Origin of the sequence: Pseudomonas putida, assembly GCF_050990305.1 — a bacterium.
GTDB lineage: Bacteria > Pseudomonadota > Gammaproteobacteria > Pseudomonadales > Pseudomonadaceae > Aquipseudomonas > Aquipseudomonas putida_AH.
On sequence record NZ_CP158817.1, the window covers coordinates 3,960,707 to 3,980,064 of the forward strand.

The following is a 19,358-nucleotide window of genomic DNA, read 5'->3' on the forward strand; positions in this document are numbered from 1 at the left end:
CTGGACGCGGCGCAAGGCTATCGGAGGTCATCATCGATGACTGGCAGCCGCCGGTTCGCATCCGTACTGACCCATTTCCACGAAGCCACGTTCAAAGAACAACACCCCACTGCGCGGAAGAAAACCAGATGGTGGACTGTCTAGGACAGCTTGCCGATAGGCAACTACCGGCAAGAAGCTGCCGTTGGCGGAAGGTACAGTAGGCCGGTGATGTCTATCGTACCGGGGGTAGTCCAATCCATCGCATGAACGCATTGAGCGGATAGGAGCTTGTAACCGCCCAGCCAAGTCACCCTCCCGACTTGAATCTTTCTATCCTTGCCACGGGCCACGCGACTTGCGCCCCCAAATGTCGGTGGGGCCGGTAGAAACTGGCCAAATACGGGCATGCACGGCACTCTTCATTGCGTGCATAGAGGCATCAGGGGCAGCCTTTGACTCACATCAATTTACGCTCTTAATCGAGGCATATATTGATTAGTGGCAATCCATTCCCTGCCCACCATCGCATGCAAGGATCTGAATCATGAAAGCATCCAAACTCACCGCCCTCGCTTTGGCGGCCGTGCTTTTCCCCGCCCTAGCTTTTGCGCAGCAGGACGCTAGCGCCGCCAAGCCGACTCAACAGCCGATGAGCATCGAGCAATTCGACCAGGCGATGACGAAGGCTCAGGAAAACCTGAAGAACATGCAGGAGCAGATGATCCTAATCCAGAAGACAACCGATCCTGCTCAGCGCCAGAAATTGATGCAACAGCACCAAGCCATGATGCAGCATGGAATGCAAATGATGAACGGGATGTGGGGCGACGGAATGATGGGTTGCTGTGGAGGCGGCAAGATGGACGGTCATATGATGGGCTGGGGCCAAATGGGCAGCCACTACTCCCAGATGACGCCTGAACAGATGAAGCAACATCAATACATGATGGACAGGTACATGGGCATGCAACAGATGATGATGGATCAGATGATGCAGCATCAACAACACATGGGCACGCCACCTCGCTAAGTCCTCACGCTTGTTCCACGGAAAGCGCCTTACTCCCAATATTAATCGTCTGCCCAACTCACCTAGCGTGAGTTAGGCAGGCCCTGCCGATGGGGCAGCAGTGTGTCGTTCTCACTCGGCTGCTGCGTCGGCAGCCGCGTCAACACATCCTTCAATTAGGCATACGAGGCATGCCCATTCATCCAAGCCGACAGGATCAAGTTCATTGTCGCTGCCGCTCGCTTGCCACTACGCGGTGACCCGGCAAACAGCCAGTTCGAGCGCCCTAGGACGTATCTGGTTCTCGGCCCAAATGATATCGGTGGGCACGGTGCCGTCATCCGGTTGAACAGGTAAACACAGTGTGGTTTCGCCGCATCAAACACGACCACCACACGCGCCAACGTGTTATCGGTGCTGGCGCGCATGGACACCATCGCCCTTAATGCAGAGCTCAGGTAGGTGCCTTCGCGGAACGTCTACTGTGAGTCCCCGAGCCCGCCCACGCGGGCTTTTTCATTTCGGTCAAAATCGGTCATTCGAGCATTCTCCGGAACTACTTCTATTCACAGCCAATGGATTAACCATAGTGACCGGCGTCAGAAAGCACACCGGTCACATCCATGCTCTTATTTTCTGATGGACACAATGGTGGCTCTGCCACCCTCTACCCGAAACGAAAACGAAACGTGGTCGCCGACGGTCAGGCCTTTGAGTTGGTCCTCTGTTACGGAAAACGCCATGGTCATCGGCGGCCATTGCACAGCAGGAACAGCCCCGTGGGAAAGGGTCACCGTATGCTTGACAGTATCCATGGCCTTAATCGTTCCCTCAGCTTCGGCAACCGTGGATTGTTTTGTTTCCTGCTCCATTTTCATGCCCTCCATACCGTCCATTTTCATGCCCGGCATGTCCTCCGCGTGGGCAGAGAGTGAAAGCGTAAATGCGGTACTGGCAGCTGCAATCAGGGTCAGTTTCATACGGATTTTCCTTGAAGGTTGACGGGTTCAGCTTGTAGGTGCCGGCGACGTATCAAACGATAGGCCGCCGGAATGACAAACAGGGAAAGCAAGGGGGCCGTGACCATGCCACCGACCATGGGCGCAGCAATGCGGCTCATCACCTCGCTACCGGTTCCACTGCCCAACAGGATCGGCAGCAAACCGGCAATGATGACAGCCACGGTCATGGCCTTGGGTCGAACGCGCTGCACGGCGCCTTCACGAATCGCCGCCACCAGCCCGCGCTCAGTGCTGTCGCCGAGATCTTCCCGTTCGGCCCAGGCATTTTTCAGGTAGAGCAGCATGATTACGCCAAACTCGGCGGACACACCGGCCAGAGCAATAAAGCCGACTCCGGTGGCGACCGACAGGTTGAATCCCAACAAATAGAGGAACCATGCTCCGCCCGTAAGAGCGAATGGCAGCGTGGCCATGATCAGCAAAGCCTCATCGAAGCGAGCGAACGTCAGATAGAGCAGAACGAAGATGATCAGCAGCGTGGCAGGCACCACCAGCTTGAGTCGTGCGTTGGCCCTTTCGAGAAACTCAAACTGTCCTGAATAGCTCAGGCTCATGCCTGGCTGCAACTTGACCTGTTCACTGACGACTCGGCGCAGTTCGGCGACCACCGAGGCAATGTCCCTCCCCCGCACATCGATGTACACCCAGCCCGAAGGTCGTGCGTTCTCACTCTTGAGCATCGGCGGGCCATCCGTGACCTTGACCTTCGCCACTGTGCCGAGGGTGATCTGGTTCCCTAGCGGGGTATAGATCGGCAACTGCTCCAGGGCGCCGACCGAGTCACGCCACTCCCGTGGGTAGCGCACGTTGATCGGGAAGCGTGCGAGCCCTTCAATGGTCTCCCCGATGTTTTCACCACCGATAGCACCGGCCACGATGGACTGCACATCGGCGATATTCAGTCCGTAGCGAGCGGCGGTCTTGCGGTCGATGTCCACGTCCAGATAACGGCCACCGGTCAGCCGCTCAGCCAGCGCAGAACTGACACCCGGGACTTTCTTGGCCACGCGCTCGATGGCCTGAGTCGCGGCATCAATCTGCGTTAGGTTGGTGCCGGCAACTTTCACTCCGATGGGACTTTTGATACCCGTCGCCAGCATGTCGATACGGTTGCGAATCGGCGGTATCCAGATATTGGTTAGCCCAGGGACTCGTACCACTCGATCCAGCTCTTCCACCAATTTTTCCTGGGTCATTCCTGCACGCCATTGCTCATGTGGTTTGAACTGGATGGTGGTTTCGAACATTTCCAGAGGCGCCGGGTCGGTGGCTGTTTCAGCACGCCCCGCTTTACCGAAGACGTGCTCGACCTCCGGAACTGTCTTGATCAAGCGGTCGGTCTGTTGCAGCAATTGCGCTGCTTTCTGCGCCGACAAGCCTGGCAATGCGGAAGGCATGTAGAGCAAATCACCCTCGTCCAGCGGCGGAAGAAACTCACCACCCAAACGAGACATGGGCCACAACGCACTGACGAAGACCAGCAACGCTAGAAGCAACGTGAGTTTGGGGCGACGCAAGACTGCGTCCAGGGCAGGCTGATAAATCCGGATCAACCACCGGTTCAACGGGTTCCGTTGCTCATTGGGTATTCGCCCCCGAATCCAGTAGCCCATCAGCACGGGCACCAGGGTCACTGACAATCCCGCCGCTGCGGCCATGGCGTAGGTCTTGGTGAACGCCAATGGTCCAAACAGCCGTCCCTCCTGAGCTTCCAGAGTGAACACTGGAATGAACGATAGGGTGATAATCAACAAACAGAAGAACAATGCGGGGCCTACCTCCGCCGCCGCTTCGGTCATCACGTGCCAATGACGCTCCCCCTTTAGTTCTTCCCCGGGATTGGCCGCGTGCCAGTTCTCGATTTTCTTGTGCGCGTTTTCGATCATGACCACGGCAGCATCCACCATGGCGCCGATGGCGATGGCAATTCCGCCCAGGGACATGATGTTGGCGTTGATGCCTTGATAACGCATGACGATGAAGGCCATCAGCACACCTACCGGCAGTGAAATGATCGCCACCAGTGATGAGCGCAAGTGCCAGAGAAAGATCCCGCAGACCAATGCAACAACGATGAACTCTTCGACGAGCTTGTGGCTGAGGTTTTCCACAGCACGGTCAATCAACTTGCTGCGGTCGTAGGTGGTGACGATTTCCACGCCAGCCGGCAAACTGTTTTTCAGTTCATCGAGCTTAGTCTTGACCGCTGCAATGGTCTCGCGAGCGTTCTTGCCGCTGCGCAAAATCACCACACCGCCGACGGTCTCGCCTTCGCCATCGAGTTCGGTGATGCCCCGCCGCATTTCCGGTCCCAACTGGATCGTGGCGACATCGCCAAGGGTTACCGGAACACCACCCGACCCCAGCTTGAGCGGGATCGCCCGAAAATCATTGAGCGTCTTCAGGTAGCCGGACGCCCGGACGATGAACTCGGTCTCTGCCATCTCCAGCACGGCACCACCCGTTTCCTGATTGGCTTTGCCGATAGCTTCGCTCACCTCAGTCTGGGTGATACCGAGGTTGGCCAGTTTGAGCGGATCAAGTTGCACTTGGTACTGTTTGACCATGCCACCCACGGTGGCCACTTCCGCCACGTTGGGTAGGGTCTTGAGTTCGAACTTGAGGAACCAGTCCTGAAGTGCGCGCAACTGCGCCAGATCGTGTCCGCCAGTGCGATCCACCAGTGCGTACTGATAAATCCAGCCCACCCCCGTCGCATCCGGTCCCAACGCCGGCTTGGCGCTGGCAGGCAACCGACTTTGTACTTGGCTTAGGTACTCCAACACCCGCGAGCGCGCCCAGTACAAGTCAGTGCCGTCTTCGAACAGCACGTAAACAAAGCTGTCGCCGAAGAAGGAATATCCACGCACCGTCTTGGCGCCTGGCACCGAGAGCATGGTGGTGGCCAATGGATAGGTCACCTGGTTCTCGACAATCTGCGGCGCTTGTCCCGGATAAGGGGTGCGGATGATCACCTGAACATCTGAGAGATCTGGTAGCGCATCGATGGGCGTGCTCTGCACCGACCATATGCCCCAAGCCGTGACGAACAGCGTCGCCAGTAACACCAGGAATCGGTTGGCTACTGACCAACGAATCAGGGCAGCAATCATGGCTGGCTCCCCAATTTATCCAGGCGCTCAACACGCAAGCCATCATCGGTCTGGCTCACCGCGACCCGGACCTTGTCGCCCGCTTTCAGACCCTGTTTCAGCGCTGGGTTAGCAAGTGGGAACGTCATCGTCATGCCAGGCATGCCTAGCGTCTTGAAAGGACCATGGGCGAGCGTGACTTCTTTGTCGTTGATCTCAACGATCTGTCCATCCGCTTCATGAAAGCTGGAGACTGCTGCGTTGGGCTGTGTCTGTTCCTCTGAATTTGCAACGATGCCCTTAAGACTGGCCTCCGAGTCGAGCAGGAACTGGCCAGACGTCACCACCTTCTGGCCTTCCTCCAGACCTTTCAAAATCGCCGTCTTGCCATCGCTTTCCTGCCCGAGTTGCACCTCCACGGGACGATAGCGACCGGCGTCTTCGGCGAGCATCACCAGGGCGCGTCGGCCCGTTCGAATGACCGCCTCGCTCGGCACCCACAACACACTCTGCTCGGTCGAGCGGTTCAGGCTTACCTGCGCGGTCATACCCGGTCTGAGACGTCCGTCCGGATTGGGTAGTTCCACGCGCACGCGAAGGGTGCGGGTGTCCGGATTGGCCTCGGGCAAAATCGCGCCGACCTTGCCATTGAGCATTGTCCCTGGGAAGGCTGGCAGACGCGCTTCGACACTCTGCCCCACGGTGATAGATCCGGAATCCGACTCTGGTACGGCGACGGCTAGCCAGACACTGCTCAAGCTATTGACGCGTGCCAGAGTATCGCCAGTAGCCACGGTCATACCCGCACGTACGTTCAACTCTTGCAGCACACCTCCGATAGAACTGGTCAGAGTCAGATACGGCTGGACTTTGCCACTGCGCTCTACCTGCGTAATCAGTGTTGCTGGCATCCCGGTGAGCCGCAGCCGTTGTCGGGCCGCAGCCAACAATTCAGCATCTCCATTGCGCCTCAGCGCGAGAAACTCTGTCTGGGCAGCGGCCCATTCCGGCACCAGAATATCCGCTAATGCCGCATTGGCTTTGAGCACATCGCCGGGAGCATGGGCATAGACCCGCTCCACAAAGCCCGAGGTACGGGCCTGAATCACCGCGACATCACGCTCGTTGAACCCCAAGACACCTGATACGTCGAGGCTGGAACCAAAGATTCCACGGGTGACCGTCGCAAAACGCAGGCCGAAATTCTGGGTCAGACTCGGGTCGATGCTGACGCTCGCACGGTCCCCTGCGCCGCTGGCATATTGGGGAACCAGTTGCATATCCATAAAGGGGGATTTACCCGGCTTATCGAATTTTTGCTGTGGGTACATGGGGTCGTACCAGTACAGCGCCTTGCGTTCGCCCGGTGAATTGAGGCTCTGCTCCTGTGTAGTATTTGGGAGCCCACTCATGCGCTGATGCGCCAACCAGAAACCACCGGTAACACCCAATGCCATCGAGATTCCTACCAGCAATGCCCCATTCCATTTTTTATGGATCATTGGCTGGACTCCCCATAGGCAAAATACAGCCGCGCGCTGGTCAGTGCTCGCTGCTCTTCCACGTCGATCTGTTTGAGACGGGCCTCGATTAGTTCACGTCGAGCCGCAACAACGGCGTTCAAATCGCCTTTGCCGGCACGGTAGCTGGCCATGCTGAGGTCGACCTTCTCCTTGGCCAGTGGTAACAGACTTTCCTGGTTTCGCCGCACGGCACGATTGAGGCGCTCATAGTCAGCCAGTTCGTTCTCCAGTTGTTGAGTGTGCTCGCGTGACAGGGCCTCCCGCTCAGCCTCAAGCTGACTGAGTTCAGCCTGTTTGGCTGCAATTTTGGGATTCTGGCGAGAGTCGGGAAACAGCGGGAGATCCCAGGAAAACTGTACGCTGACCATGTCGCCAAACTCGCGGCCACGGTGCTGGTAATCCACTTCCCAACTCCAGTCGGACTGCTTCTCCGATACGGCTTCATTAACTTTGGCTTGAGCTTCGCGGGCCATCGGCGCAAACGCTGCCAACTCGGGATGGTGTTGCAATTTATGGGCGTAGCTTGAGGTATCGACAGGCCATTCAGGCAGGCTGCCTACAGGCTTGTCATTGGCGGCGGGACCAATCCAGCGCTTGAGGGTTGCTCGGGCCTGTGCTCTCTGGAGAACCAGATCGTCTTGCTGCTCCGCCAGTTGAACCGCTTCCTGCTTGGGCGTCACCGCATCGGCGGGTTGAGCACGACCACCGGCAATCTGGGCTCGGACCGTATCCGTCAGCAGGCGGTTTTCTTTGTAGAAATCCTGGAACAGCGCATCTTTGCGTTCAATCGAGTAGCTGCTGATCCAGGCCAGCGCGGTGGACTGGCGCACCTTCAGACGTTCGACTCGACGCTCCGCTGCGGCACGATCAACCGCTGCCTCGGCGACCTCAATGCGCGCTTTGCGCTTATCGCCGTTCGGCATCTCTTGCCTGACTCCGACCATTTGCATGGTCATGAAGTCCTGGTCGATGCTCCAGCGATCCGGACCACCCACGGGGTAGTTCTGCACACCCAGCAGTAACTTGGGGTCTGGTAGTTCACCGGCTGGAATAGCTGCACTGCTGGTAGCCTGAATTTTAGCGTCTTGTGCGGTCAGCGACGGTGCATTGTTTTCGGCCAGCCGCAACGCTTCATCGAGTGTCAAAGCAGCAGCGAAGCTCGGCAATGCCAATACGCTTGCCGCCAGACCGGCCACAAGGGGCCAGCCTGTGCAATAGCACTTGGAGTTCATGTTTACGATTCCTGTAATCATCCACCGCACGCGTCAAAAGACATGCGCACAGCTAGTCCATCCCGCTAACGCGGAATGAGGCTCAATGTGGGACAGGAATCAAACGCGGGGTGGTCGCCATACCCCGGACGGGGTCTGAACAGGCAGGGAATCGCTGATGAGGGAAAGCACTACGGGGCTGAACACCGTGACAGGCGGCTTGAAGATCGAGACTTGCAACATGCCGCCCGACTTGCACTCCTGGCCCGGCTTGCAAGGTTTGCCATGCTCGACAGGGCTTTTCATGTCGTTGCAGCAGTCCATCCCCATGTCATCCATCATCACCATGCCCATCATCTTCATTGGGCACGGTTCTGTCGGTGCCTGAACGCCCGCCATCCCACTGAGGGGAAGCGCCAGGCTGATCATGAAGATGAGGCAAAACCGCAGATAGCGTTTCATGGGCTGGAGTGTAGTCGCTGAAAGTTGCTCATACAATTGGGGGACGAATGGAATAAATGGCCTGCCTGGGGACCTGACCCAGGCGATAACAACGTAGCTAAATTAAGCCAGCATTACAGGCGTTAAATCGAAGCCTACCTCTGCTTTGGACTGCGTTGTGAATTTCAGCAATAGCCGACTGAGCGTCTATATTGGGTCGGTTTAAGCCAGTCGTGGCAGGCGGAAAACAACCAAAAGCGTTCAATTACCCGCCAGCGCACTGGAAGATAGACCCTCTCGCCCTCGCCTTGAGTCGGGCCTCTCTCGAGCAGGTCAAGGAACCAACTGGTAGGTTGACTGCACCAGACCCGAAGCAAAGCACCGGCTGGTCACCAGCTTTAATTCAATGTCCTGCGCAAGGGCCCCGAACAATGGTCTTCCCGACCCGATCAGCACGGGAACAGTGGTGATCACCATATCGGCGACTAACCCCTCACGCAGGAATGATTGCACCAACTGCCCGCCATCGACATAGACCCGACGCACACCTTGCTTCGCCAGTTCCACCATCAGGTGTGAGGGGGTGAGGTTGGAAAAACGCACCTTACCCTCTAGCGCTTCAGGCACCGGCGAATCAGCCAACTGTTGAGACAACACCACTACTGGCCGGTCATAGAACCAAGTGTCGAAGGTCAGCACTTTCTCATAGCTACCCCGCCCTATCACGATCGCATCCTTGTCGCTGATGAAGTCCAGGTAGCCGTGATCCTCGCTCTGATCATCGCGCTGCAATAGCCAGTCAATATCGCCATCGGATCGAGCGATGAAGCCATCCAGACTGGTGGCGATGAAAACATGTGCTGTGGTCATCAGGGTCTCCTTTTAGATTACGTATGGCTGACCGTAACGAGGACAGCGCAACTAACCTATAGCTAACTTTCTTGGCAGGGTTTCCAGGCTGCGGATGAATAGCCGCAAGCGTTGCAGATATGAACTGACTGCTTATGAGAGCCAAAAACACAGCATTGTGTTCACTGTGGGGTGAAAAACGTACCCAGTACACTTTTCGCGTGCCTGGTTTCAGTGAGCCCCTGACATAAACACTGCCGCGAGCAAGATCATTCCCCCTGCAGTCCCATCCACCTGCCGGCGGCGCTTGTCGGTAAATTTTTCCTTTCCTATGCGACCCAACGCTATGGATATGGCGGAATAAACCACCACACACCAGAACATGAAGATCGCTGACAGGATCACTGGCTGCATAGCGGGATGGGCGCCGTGTTGATCCATGAACTGAGGAAGAATGGCAATGTAGACCATCATCCCTTTTGGATTGAGCAGGGAGGTCAGGAAGCCCTTGTACAGCTGATTCCTGACCTGCCCGGTCGGGATAGCAAAGTCACCGGGTTGCAGAGCCGACTTGATCAACTTGAAAGCCAAGTAAATCAGGTAGGCGATGCCGACCCACTTGATTCCCTCAAACAGGATTGGCGAGGCGGCGACAACCGCTGCCAACCCTAACGCAACCATCAGGGAGTGGGCGCAGTAGCCCAGCAGCACTCCTGTTGTGGCCCGTAAGGCGGCTCGCGTGCCGCCTGAAAGGGCTTGCGAGGAGACAAAGAGAATGTCCGGCCCAGGCGTACAAACCAAGGGCAGAACGGTGGCGGTGAAGAGCAGAAGCGTGTATGTATTCATGCGGAAAAGAATACTGCTCGGCTCGAGAGATTTTCTTTCTAACTATTGCTCGCAACCGCAACCTACTGGAATATTCTTATCGATGGACAAGATTGACAGAAAGATCCTTGCTGAGCTTCAAAAGGACGGACGACTTTCTCTCACCGAGCTGGGTGATCGTATTGGTTTGAGCCTGTCGCCGTGTCATCGACGGGTTCGAGCATTGGAAGAAGCAGGCGTGATTTCGGACTACCGAGCGACCATCAACCCGGCATCAGTCGGCCTCAATTTCTCGGCCATCGTATTCGTGACGCTGCGCAGCACCGACCGAGATAGCGTCCAATCGTTCGAGAAGGCTGTTCCGCAGATCCCCGAAGTCATCCAGGCACAACGCCTGTTTGGCGATCCCGACTTTCTGCTTCACGTCATGACAAGCGATGTCGGGGCATTTCAAAAGCTATACGACGAAAGCCTGTCTACGTTGCCCAGCGTCTTGCGATTGACATCGACGCTGGTCATGAAAAGCATCGTGCAAGGCAGACCACTCCCCTTCTGAGAGCCCCATCGGCCCGCTTTGGGGAGGAGATTGCCTCGGCAATGCGTCGTCTGCGTGACCTTCTTCTCGATGCGGTAGCAACATCTCCCGACTGTCCGCTTCTGGCCGATTCTGTTGAAAAAGTCGGTTTCGAATTCCGAGGAAAAAAGTGCGCGCCTGAGATTGAAATCTGAGTTTTGGGCAGAAGGTTCAGGACTCAGATTTCAAGCAGCAGCGTACAAAAGAGGTGTTTTTGCACATCAATATTCGAGCGACTTGGGTATACCGACTTTTTCAACAGAATCGGCCAGAAGCGGTCTTTCACCGCCAAGGTCGAATGCGCATATAACCGGAACAACCGGTGATGCCTAAAGGGTAAGCTGTTAAAACCATTTGTTTTGCTTGTTGTACACGCTTACTGCTTCTTGAATAACAGTAAGAACAGAGCTGTTGTGGCAAGCAGCGCACCGGTGAGGAAAGTGCTGCCTGACCCAGTGTTTTGCCAAAGCCAGCCTGCAAGAACGCTGGCAATCAGCATGCATACACCACTGGCAAGGTTGAAAATGCCGAAGGCCGTACCCTTGAGTTCCGTGGGCGCGTTATCTGCTACCAGCGAGGCAAGAATGCCTTGGCTGAATCCCATATGAAGCCCCCACAAGGCAATGCCCAACATCATCGCCATGACAGAACTGGTCTGAGCAAGCAGCAAATCCGCCAGGACGAGCAGTCCCATGCCAGCACAGAGCAGTTTGGTGCGACTGATGCGATCAGATAGCCAGCCGACTGGATAAGCGGACAGCGAATAGAAAAGTGCCATAACCACCATCACCACTGGAGTCCAGGTGATCGACAGGCCTATCTGTTGCGCCCGTAATACCAGAAATGCCTCGCTGAAACGGGCAAGCGTAAACACCCCTCCAACTATGACAACCCACCAATATCCGGAGGAGAAGTCGTGCAGGACTTTCCAATGAATTGGAGATCGAAATGTGTGTTCGCTGGGGAGGTGTGTGGGCTCTTTTACGCCTGTGACAATGAGCGCTACCGCCACGGCTGCCGGTATAACTGCAAACCACAGGACAAGCTGTATATCGGCGAGCCATAACATGAGTACGATGGCCAGAGCAGGGCCAAGAACAGCCCCTACGGTATCCATCGACTGCCGTAGTCCAAAGCAGGCGCCACGGATTTCTGGTGGCGACACATCTGCGATCAGAGCGTCTCGTGGCGCCCCACGAATGCCTTTGCCAATTCGATCCAGAAAGCGTGCTGTAAAGACCATCTCAACCGAGTAAGCCAGAGGAAAAAGTGGTTTGGTCAGAGCGGCCAAACCATATCCAAACAATAGCAATCCTTTGCGCCGACCAATAAAGTCGCTGATTGCACCAGAAGATATCTTGACGAGCATGGAGGTCGACTCGGCAATTCCCTCGATCACTCCGACAGCCAATGCACTGGCACCCAATGTCGTGACCAAAAACACAGGCAGTAAACTGTGTACCAGCTCGGACGATAGATCCATAAAGAGGCTGACAAAGCCAAGAGCCCAAATCGTGCGCGGAATGCGAAAAGGCTTAGCGTTAGTGTTTGAACATTCGCTACTCATACTTTCATCCTGTACTCATCGGCATCAAGGAGAGACTGAGAAAGCTGTTTAGTCGTGCTTGCCGGTTGTGCGCCTTCTGGACAACGCACCTCATGACCTCACGATCACCTTCATTTTGAACTTAGGCAAATTTTGCCTTGGTTGTCGTGTCTCTAGCTGAATCGACCCTACTTTTGTAGACGTACTGAATAGCTTCTTCTGGCCGGCTTCTGCCTGTGCCGACAGGCAGCTATGGGTCCAGGCTGTGTGAAAACGCACTGAATACGTCGAAAGCTGAGCGCGTATTACCCTAGTCATGTACGTTATAGCCAACCGTTCCGGGGCCTCGGCCCCTTGTTTGGCCGGTTTGGCACCGTTATCGCGAGCGTGAGCGATCAACGTAGCTTGAGCGGATCGACCATGTCCGCCGCGATGGCCATGCCCACCAAATCTGGCAGCGTGTTGGCCTGCATGCGTTTCATGACGCGCGAGCGATACAGATCAACGGTTTTTGCGCTTACGCCCAGTTGCTCCGCGATTTCGCGAGTGGTGTAGCCCTGCACCAGCGGTAACAGGATATCGCGCTCGCGCGGGGTCAGGGTCAGCAAGCGCGCCTGCAAGACTTCGTGGCTCTGATTGCCCGAACGGTTGGCTGCACAGCTGCTGAGCGCCTGTTGCACGCTGTCCAGCAACAGCTGTTCGTTATAAGGCTTCTCGATAAAATCATGGGCCCCGGCCTTGAACGCGCGCACTACGATTGGCACGTCCGCATGCCCGCTGACGAAGATGATCGGCAGGTTCAGTTGGCGTACGCGCATTTCTTCCTGCACGTTCAAACCGCCCAAGCCGGGCATGCGAACGTCCAGCACCACGCAGGCATCGAGACTTGCATCGCAGGCATCGAGGAATTCAACGCCACTGGTAAACGGCAAGGCCTTGAGGCCGACCGACTCCAATAACCAGACCGTCGATTCGAGCATGCCCTGGTCATCATCGACCACGTACACAACGTGCTCCGTTACACCTGCCATTACCTGATTCCTATTGTTGTTGTTTTGTTGGGCCGGCAAGCGGCAAGCGGCAACACATCAGCAGCCCGACCGGTTGGCGCCGAGCGTTCAATTCGCCACCGAAACCTTCGATGATGCTGCGGCTCATGGACAGACCGAGCCCCAGCCCTTCGGCCTTGCTGGTGTAAAACGGGGTAAATATCTGTTCCAGTTCCGGCTCGCTGACGCCCGGTCCCTGGTCTCGCACATGGATTTCCACACAAGTGCCACTGCCATGTTCCGAGGTCATCACGATCAGGGAAGGCTGCCCGGGATGTTGTTCACGGTTGGCGTCGATGGCATTGCGTAATAGATTGAGCAGCACCTGTTCCAACAATACGCGGTCGGCATAAACGGGGGGCAGATTATCCGGCAGACGATCCTCGATTGTCACTTGGCAATTACTCGCCTCCCACGCACACAAACGCACGGCTTCACGGGCGACGTCGGTCAGATTCAGCGCCTGCATGCGGCGCTGCCCCTTGCGTAAAAACGAGCGTAACCGCCGGATCACTTCGGAGGCATGGGTGGCGTGATGGGTAATGCGTTCCAGGCCTTGGGTCACTCTTGCGGCGGCCTGGGAATTGGAGCCCAGCGTCTGTAAATAGCGCTGGCTGGCATTCGCATAATTGACCACGGCAGCCAGGGGCTGGTTGATTTCGTGGGCGATCCCCGAGGCCAGCTCACCGAGCGTGACCAGCCGTGCGGTGTGTGCCAGTTCGTCCTGATGTCGACGCTGTTGCACCTCCCGCAGCTCGCGTTCGGTCATGTCACGCGCGACCAACGAGTAATAACGCTCGCCGCTGGCGGAGCCGTGTGCCAGGAGTACCAACGACACCGGCACAGAGGTGCCACCGCCCGGCGGTTGCAACCGCGCATCGGTACTCCAGACACCGTCGCGCTCGGCACTTTTCCAGCCATCGCGCTGCAGTCTCGCAAGGTCGCCACTTGCGAACAACGCGGCGAGGGCCGGCATTGGTTGTTGCTCATCAATCCCAAGGATGCGCCTCGCGGCTGGATTGAGGTAAGTGACCTGGCCCTCGGGGGCAATGAACAGCACCGGATCGATGTTGGCCTCGACCACTTCGGCCAGGCGTCGCTTGTTCTCCTCGGCCTGCACTCGGGCCGTGATGTCCCGGGATACGCTGACGACTTCGACCACCGCCCCGGTGTAGGTTTCCCGGATCGCACGGCTGGCAGTTTCGAACCACAGGTAATGGCCGTCGCGGTGGCGGATGCGATAAGTCATGGTGTGATAGCCATCTTGCTCCAGCGCATCGCGCGCGCGCTGCACGAGACCGGCCAGATCCTGGCCATGAAACAGGCCCTGGGCCATTTGCCCACGCAACTCTTCGGGCCAGTAACCGAGCAAAGTCCAGGATGCCGGTGACGCATCGATAACGCGTCCATCCGGCGTGTGACGGGAAATCAGGTCGGTGGTGTTTTCGATGATCAGCCGGTACAGCCGCCGTGCGGTGGCCGCTTCACGTTCCGCCAGCACTTGAGCCGTGGCGTCGCGGCAACGGGCGAGCACTCGGTTGTCCTGAGGATCGGGAATAAACGTCCAGATCAGGATCTGCGCTTCGAACTGAGCCTCGACGCCTTCGATGGCGCGTTGCTGATCCAGGCAGGCACGAACCAGTACCCGATGATTGACCGGTAAAAAGCCCAACACATCGGTCAGTGGCTTCTCGGCGAGCAGCGCCAACAGCGCCGCGTTAAACTCCAGCGGTCGGCCTTGTGCATCGAGCAACAGACTTGGTTGCGGATCGTGGCCCAGCATCGGCGAGCCTCGCAGCATGCCGTTGACGCTACTCAGCAGTGTCGTCAGCAAATCCTGCACCCAGCCCAGCCAATCGAGACTCACCCCCTCACACACTTCCACCAGCAACAACCCCGGCTGCCCCGGCTGCAAGGCCAGATCAAACACCTGACCATGGCTGATCGCGGCGCGACGCAACCGCCCAGATAGCCAGCAATCGAGTTGGCGGACTTGAGCCAGGTCCAGACGCCCTGCCTCGACCAGGTGCTCAAAAAGCAACTGGTCGCTGGCCAGCGCCGGGTCGCCAAGTCCTGGTGGAAAATGCTGGGCGGCGCCCTCATGGCTATAGATCCGCGCATTGGGTTGCCAACTCAGGTAAACCGCCCGATGCACTTCCGGGCAGTCCTGCAGTGCCCGGCACAACGCATCGGCCCGGGCGGCCAGAGACACCCCCTCACGCTGCAGGCGAAGCCAACTGTGCAATCGAACGGGTGTCAGGGTCATTGCGGGTCCACTTTGTCAGGGAAACCAAGCATATACCAACCACGGAAGGCTGACGGCATTGATTCGGCACTATTTGAAACAGATATAGTATATATACCATACGCCATAGGTTGTACTTCCATACCTAAAGCAGAATGTTATATAACGTTATCCGGACTTTGAAGGTGACCTCGTCGAGGTCAACCATAGAGCTAACAATCAGCCATCGAGTACCCGTACATGTCTATCTATGACCAAGGCCTAGGCCCTTCGGCTGTCAACCACATTGCCTTGTCCCCGCTCAGCTTCATCGAGCGCACTGCCAGCACTTATCCGAACCACCCCGCCGTTATCCACGGTTCTATTCGCCGCACCTGGGCGCAGACCTACACCCGTTGCCGACGTCTGGCCTCGGCGCTAGCCGGTCGCGGTATCGGCAAGGGCGACACCGTGGCGGTAATGCTGCCCAACATTCCCGAAATGCTCGAAGTGCATTTCGGTGTTCCGATGATTGGCGCCGTACTCAACCCGCTCAACGTTCGACTGGATGCCGAGGCGATCGCGTTCATGCTGCAGCATGGCGAGGCCAAGGTATTGATTACCGACCGCGAGTTCCATGGCGTGATCCACGCAGCGCTTGGCATGCTGGATCACCCGCCCCTGGTGATCGACGTCAATGACCCGGAGTACGGTGAAGGTCAGGCTGCAAGCGACCTGGACTACGAAGCATTGTTGGCCGAAGGCGACCCGGCATTCGACTGGCAATGGCCGGTCGACGAGTGGCAAGCCATTTCGCTGAATTACACTTCAGGCACCACCGGCAACCCAAAAGGCGTGGTTTACCACCATCGCGGCGCGTACCTGAGCGCATTGGGTAATCAGATGACCTGGGCCATCGGCAACCATCCTGTCTACCTTTGGACCCTGCCGATGTTCCATTGCAATGGCTGGTGCTACCCATGGACCATCACCGCCCTGGCCGGTGTGCACGTATTCCTGCGCCGGGTCGATCCGCAGAAAATCCTCACGATGATCCGCGAGCATCAGGTCACTCACCTGTGCGGTGCGCCGATCGTGCTCAATGCACTGGTGAACATGCCAGAATCGGCGAAAGCGGCCATCGATCACCCGGTCAATGCCCTGGTCGCGGGCGCTGCGCCGCCGGCCAAAGTGATCGGTGCCGTCGAAGAGATGGGCATCAAGGTGACTCACGTGTTTGGCCTGACCGAAACCTATGGCCCAGTGACGGTTTGCGCCTGGCACGCCGAATGGGATGAGTTTCCTCTGGAGGAACGGGCGCAAATCAAGTCCCGACAGGGCGTGCGCTACCCAACGCTCGAAGGCGTGATGGTCGGTGATCCCACAACATTGGAGCCAACCCCACGTGACGGCCAGACAATCGGTGAGATCTTCTTGCGCGGCAACACCGTCATGAAGGGCTACCTGAAGAATCCGACCGCCACTGCCGAAGCGTTCGAAGGCGGCTGGTTCCACACCGGTGACCTGGCCGTATGGCATCCCGACGGTTACGTCGAAATCAAGGATCGGCTCAAGGACATCATCATCTCGGGCGGCGAGAACATTTCCACCATCGAACTCGAAGGCGTGCTCTATCGCCACCCGGGTGTGATGGAAGCCGCCGTGGTCGCCCGTCCGGATGAGAAATGGGGCGAAACGCCCTGCGCCTTCGTAACCTTGAAAGCTGATCATCTGGACGTTCGCGAGGCTGACATCATCAGTTTCTGTCGTGAGCATCTGGCCGGTTTCAAAGTACCGCGCACAGTGATTTTCACCCTCTTGCCCAAGACGTCCACGGGCAAGATCCAGAAGTACGTATTGCGCGACCGGGCCAAGGCGCTCTAACCCCATCTGACATTGCATCCATCAAGCGGCAGGTGTTTTCACCTGCTGCTTCGGGTTCGTGCAGGCCGAATTCGGCAATGCCCTGCCCATACACACCAATAACAAAAACAATGTGGAGCTATTGATGACCGACATCCATTCAACCGATACCCAACGTTGCGAACGCATACGGCGCAATCCGAAATTCCGTCAACTGGTGAGTAGCCGCTCACGCCTGGCCTGGTCGTTGAGCGCCATCGTATTGGGCGCTTATTACCTGTTCATGCTGGTGGTGGCTTTTGCCCCGCATTGGCTGCATGCACCGCTCGGCGAACATCGCATGATGACTTTGGGCATGCCGGTCGGTGCGGCAATGATCGTGTTTTCCTGGTTACTGACCGGTTGGTATGTCTACAGCGCCAATACGCGCTTTGACGCATTGGGCGCAGCCATTATCGAGGAGAGCAAGTGATGACTCTGTTGCGCAAACTGATCCTCGCCGCTACCGGTCTACTGCCGGCCTCCATTGCACTCGCCGCGCCGACGATGGGCGCGGTGCAAAAGCAACCACTGAACCTGAATGCGATCGGCATGTTCTTCGTGTTTGTCCTCGGCACACTGGCTATCACCTGGTGGGCCGCGCGGCAAACCAGATCCACCTCGGATTTCTACACCGCGGGCGGTGGTATCACCGGGTTTCAGAATGGCCTGGCGATTGCCGGCGATTACATGTCCGCAGCCACCCTGCTGGGGCTTTCCAGCCTGGTATTCGCCAAGGGTTACGATGGCTTCATTTATACCATCGGCTTCTTCGTTGGCTGGCCGATCATTACCTTCCTGATGGCCGAGCGTCTGCGCAACCTCGGACGCTTTACCTTCGCGGACATCGTTTCCTATCGCCTGGACCAGAACAAGGTGCGGATCTTCGCAGCCTTCGGCTCGCTGACGGTGGTGTGTTGCTATCTCATCGTGCAGATGGTCGGAGCCGGCCAACTGATCAAATTGCTGTTTGGCCTCGACTACCCCGTTGCGGTGATGATAGTTGGCGTGCTGATGCTGATTTACGTGATCTTCGGCGGAATGATCGCCACAACCTGGGTCCAGATCATCAAGGCTGTGCTGCTGCTCGTTGGCGGCACTACCCTCGCGGTCATGGCGATGTCGCAGTTCGGTTTCAGCTATGAAACCCTGGCCGAAAAAGCCGTAAGTGTTCACGCCAGCGGCTGGAACATCATGGGCCCGGGCTCAATGCTCGCCAACCCGATAAACACTGTATCGATGTCCCTGGGCCTGGTGTTCGGGATTGCCGGACTGCCGCATATCCTGATGCGCTTCTTCACCGTGCCTAGTGCCAAGGAAGCCCGCAAGTCGGTGTTCTACGCTACCGGTTTCATCGGTTTCTTCTTCCTCGTGGTCTGCACCCTGGGTTTTGTCGCAATGGTGATCATTGGCACCGACCCGCAGTACTACGTCAATGGCGAAGTCGGCGGTGCCTTGATCGGTGGCGGCAACATGGTTGCCATGCACCTTGCCAAAGCGGTCGGTGGCAATCTGTTCTTCGGTTTCCTTGCCGCTGTAGCGTTCGCAACCATCCTTGCGGTGGTGTCCGGCCTGGCGCTGGCCGGTGCTTCGGCGATTTCCCATGACCTCTACGCCACCGTATACAAGAAAGGAACGGCGAACGAGAAACAGGAAATGCGCGTGACCCGCATGGCCACTGTGGGCCTGGGCGTTATCGCGATTGTGCTGGGCATTTTGTTCGAGAAGATGAACGTCGCCGTTCTGGTGGGCCTGACGTTCGGCATCGCTGCTTCGACCAACTTCCCGGTGCTGATCATGGCCATGTACTGGAAAGGCCTGACGACCAAAGGCGCGATCGTGGGCGGTTTTGCTGGCCTGGTCTGCGCACTGGCACTGGTCATCCTGTCGCCACCTGTCTGGGTGACCGTACTCGGGCATGCGCAAGCCATCTTCCCGTACGAGCATCCAGCACTGTTCTCCATGCCGCTGGCCTTCCTGGTGATCGTCGTGGTGTCCAGACTCGACCGCAGTGCACGCGCCGACAAGGAGCGTGATGCCTACGCCGACCAGTTCGTTCGAGCTCAGACCGGTCTCGGCGCTGCCAGCGCTTCGAATCATTGAATGAAG

Annotated in this window: 16 protein-coding genes and 1 pseudogene; 6 read left to right on the forward strand and 11 right to left on the reverse strand. The window is 57.3% G+C overall.

Features of this window, described 5'->3' with window-relative positions; all coding sequences use genetic code 11:
- The first annotated feature begins 526 nt into the window (after positions 1 to 526).
- A complete protein-coding gene (locus tag ABTV22_RS17825; RefSeq protein ID WP_433735817.1) occupies positions 527 to 1,012 on the forward strand; it encodes a hypothetical protein in 486 nt (161 codons plus the stop codon).
- Between the two features lie 62 nt (positions 1,013 to 1,074).
- Here the strand turns inward: ABTV22_RS17825 and ABTV22_RS17830 are convergent.
- The 8 genes and pseudogenes from ABTV22_RS17830 to ABTV22_RS17865 form a co-directional block, all read right to left on the reverse strand.
- Positions 1,075 to 1,333, reverse strand: a pseudogene (locus ABTV22_RS17830) (transposase domain-containing protein); the annotation flags it as partial.
- A 287-nt stretch (positions 1,334 to 1,620) separates the two neighbouring features.
- Entirely contained in the window at positions 1,621 to 1,971 is a 351-nt protein-coding gene (locus ABTV22_RS17835; RefSeq protein WP_433735818.1) for a copper-binding protein, read from the reverse strand.
- Entirely contained in the window at positions 1,968 to 5,126 is a 3,159-nt protein-coding gene (locus ABTV22_RS17840; RefSeq protein ID WP_433735819.1) for an efflux RND transporter permease subunit, read from the reverse strand. Before ABTV22_RS17840 ends, ABTV22_RS17835 begins: the two co-directional genes overlap by 4 nt.
- A complete protein-coding gene (locus tag ABTV22_RS17845; protein WP_433735820.1) occupies positions 5,123 to 6,607 on the reverse strand; it encodes an efflux RND transporter periplasmic adaptor subunit in 1,485 nt (494 codons plus the stop codon). Before ABTV22_RS17845 ends, ABTV22_RS17840 begins: the two co-directional genes overlap by 4 nt.
- A complete protein-coding gene (locus tag ABTV22_RS17850; RefSeq protein ID WP_433735821.1) occupies positions 6,604 to 7,860 on the reverse strand; it encodes a TolC family protein in 1,257 nt (418 codons plus the stop codon). Before ABTV22_RS17850 ends, ABTV22_RS17845 begins: the two co-directional genes overlap by 4 nt.
- A gap of 99 nt (positions 7,861 to 7,959) precedes the next feature.
- Complete coding sequence (locus ABTV22_RS17855) at positions 7,960 to 8,301, reverse strand: hypothetical protein (protein ID WP_433735822.1); 342 nt, start codon at positions 8,299 to 8,301, stop codon at positions 7,960 to 7,962.
- Positions 8,302 to 8,613: 312 nt separating this feature from the next.
- The gene (locus ABTV22_RS17860) at positions 8,614 to 9,150 is read right to left on the reverse strand and encodes a dihydrofolate reductase family protein (RefSeq protein ID WP_433735823.1); all 537 of its coding nucleotides are present in this window, start codon (positions 9,148 to 9,150) and stop codon (positions 8,614 to 8,616) included.
- 210 nt (positions 9,151 to 9,360) lie between these two features.
- Positions 9,361 to 9,975, reverse strand: coding sequence for a LysE family translocator (locus tag ABTV22_RS17865; RefSeq protein WP_433735824.1), 615 nt, complete (start codon positions 9,973 to 9,975; stop codon positions 9,361 to 9,363).
- Between the two features lie 82 nt (positions 9,976 to 10,057).
- On the opposite strand from ABTV22_RS17865, the gene ABTV22_RS17870 reads away from it, so the two are divergent.
- A complete protein-coding gene (locus ABTV22_RS17870; RefSeq protein WP_433735825.1) occupies positions 10,058 to 10,510 on the forward strand; it encodes an Lrp/AsnC family transcriptional regulator in 453 nt (150 codons plus the stop codon).
- A 41-nt stretch (positions 10,511 to 10,551) separates the two neighbouring features.
- A complete protein-coding gene (locus ABTV22_RS17875) occupies positions 10,552 to 10,683 on the forward strand; it encodes a hypothetical protein (protein ID WP_433735826.1) in 132 nt (43 codons plus the stop codon).
- A 221-nt stretch (positions 10,684 to 10,904) separates the two neighbouring features.
- On the opposite strand, the gene ABTV22_RS17880 is transcribed toward ABTV22_RS17875, so the two are convergent.
- From ABTV22_RS17880 to ABTV22_RS17890, 3 genes are all read right to left on the reverse strand, one after another.
- Positions 10,905 to 12,095: an MFS transporter gene (locus ABTV22_RS17880; RefSeq protein WP_433735827.1), complete on the reverse strand. Its 1,191-nt coding sequence runs from the start codon at positions 12,093 to 12,095 to the stop codon at positions 10,905 to 10,907.
- A 374-nt stretch (positions 12,096 to 12,469) separates the two neighbouring features.
- Positions 12,470 to 13,105 carry a response regulator transcription factor gene (locus tag ABTV22_RS17885; protein ID WP_433735828.1) on the reverse strand — a complete coding sequence of 212 codons (636 nt, stop codon included), beginning with the start codon at positions 13,103 to 13,105 and terminating at the stop codon, positions 12,470 to 12,472.
- Between the two features lie 10 nt (positions 13,106 to 13,115).
- Positions 13,116 to 15,389, reverse strand: a complete 2,274-nt coding sequence (locus tag ABTV22_RS17890; RefSeq protein WP_433735829.1) for a PAS domain-containing sensor histidine kinase — start codon at positions 15,387 to 15,389, stop codon at positions 13,116 to 13,118.
- A gap of 219 nt (positions 15,390 to 15,608) precedes the next feature.
- Between ABTV22_RS17890 and ABTV22_RS17895 the strand changes: the two genes are divergently transcribed.
- From ABTV22_RS17895 to ABTV22_RS17905, 3 genes are all read left to right on the forward strand, one after another.
- A complete protein-coding gene (locus ABTV22_RS17895) occupies positions 15,609 to 17,231 on the forward strand; it encodes an acyl-CoA synthetase (protein ID WP_433735830.1) in 1,623 nt (540 codons plus the stop codon).
- A gap of 124 nt (positions 17,232 to 17,355) precedes the next feature.
- Positions 17,356 to 17,682 carry a DUF485 domain-containing protein gene (locus ABTV22_RS17900; RefSeq protein WP_433735831.1) on the forward strand — a complete coding sequence of 109 codons (327 nt, stop codon included), beginning with the start codon at positions 17,356 to 17,358 and terminating at the stop codon, positions 17,680 to 17,682.
- A complete protein-coding gene (locus ABTV22_RS17905; protein ID WP_433735832.1) occupies positions 17,682 to 19,352 on the forward strand; it encodes a cation acetate symporter in 1,671 nt (556 codons plus the stop codon). Before ABTV22_RS17900 ends, ABTV22_RS17905 begins: the two co-directional genes overlap by 1 nt.
- The last annotated feature ends 6 nt before the right edge of the window (positions 19,353 to 19,358 follow it).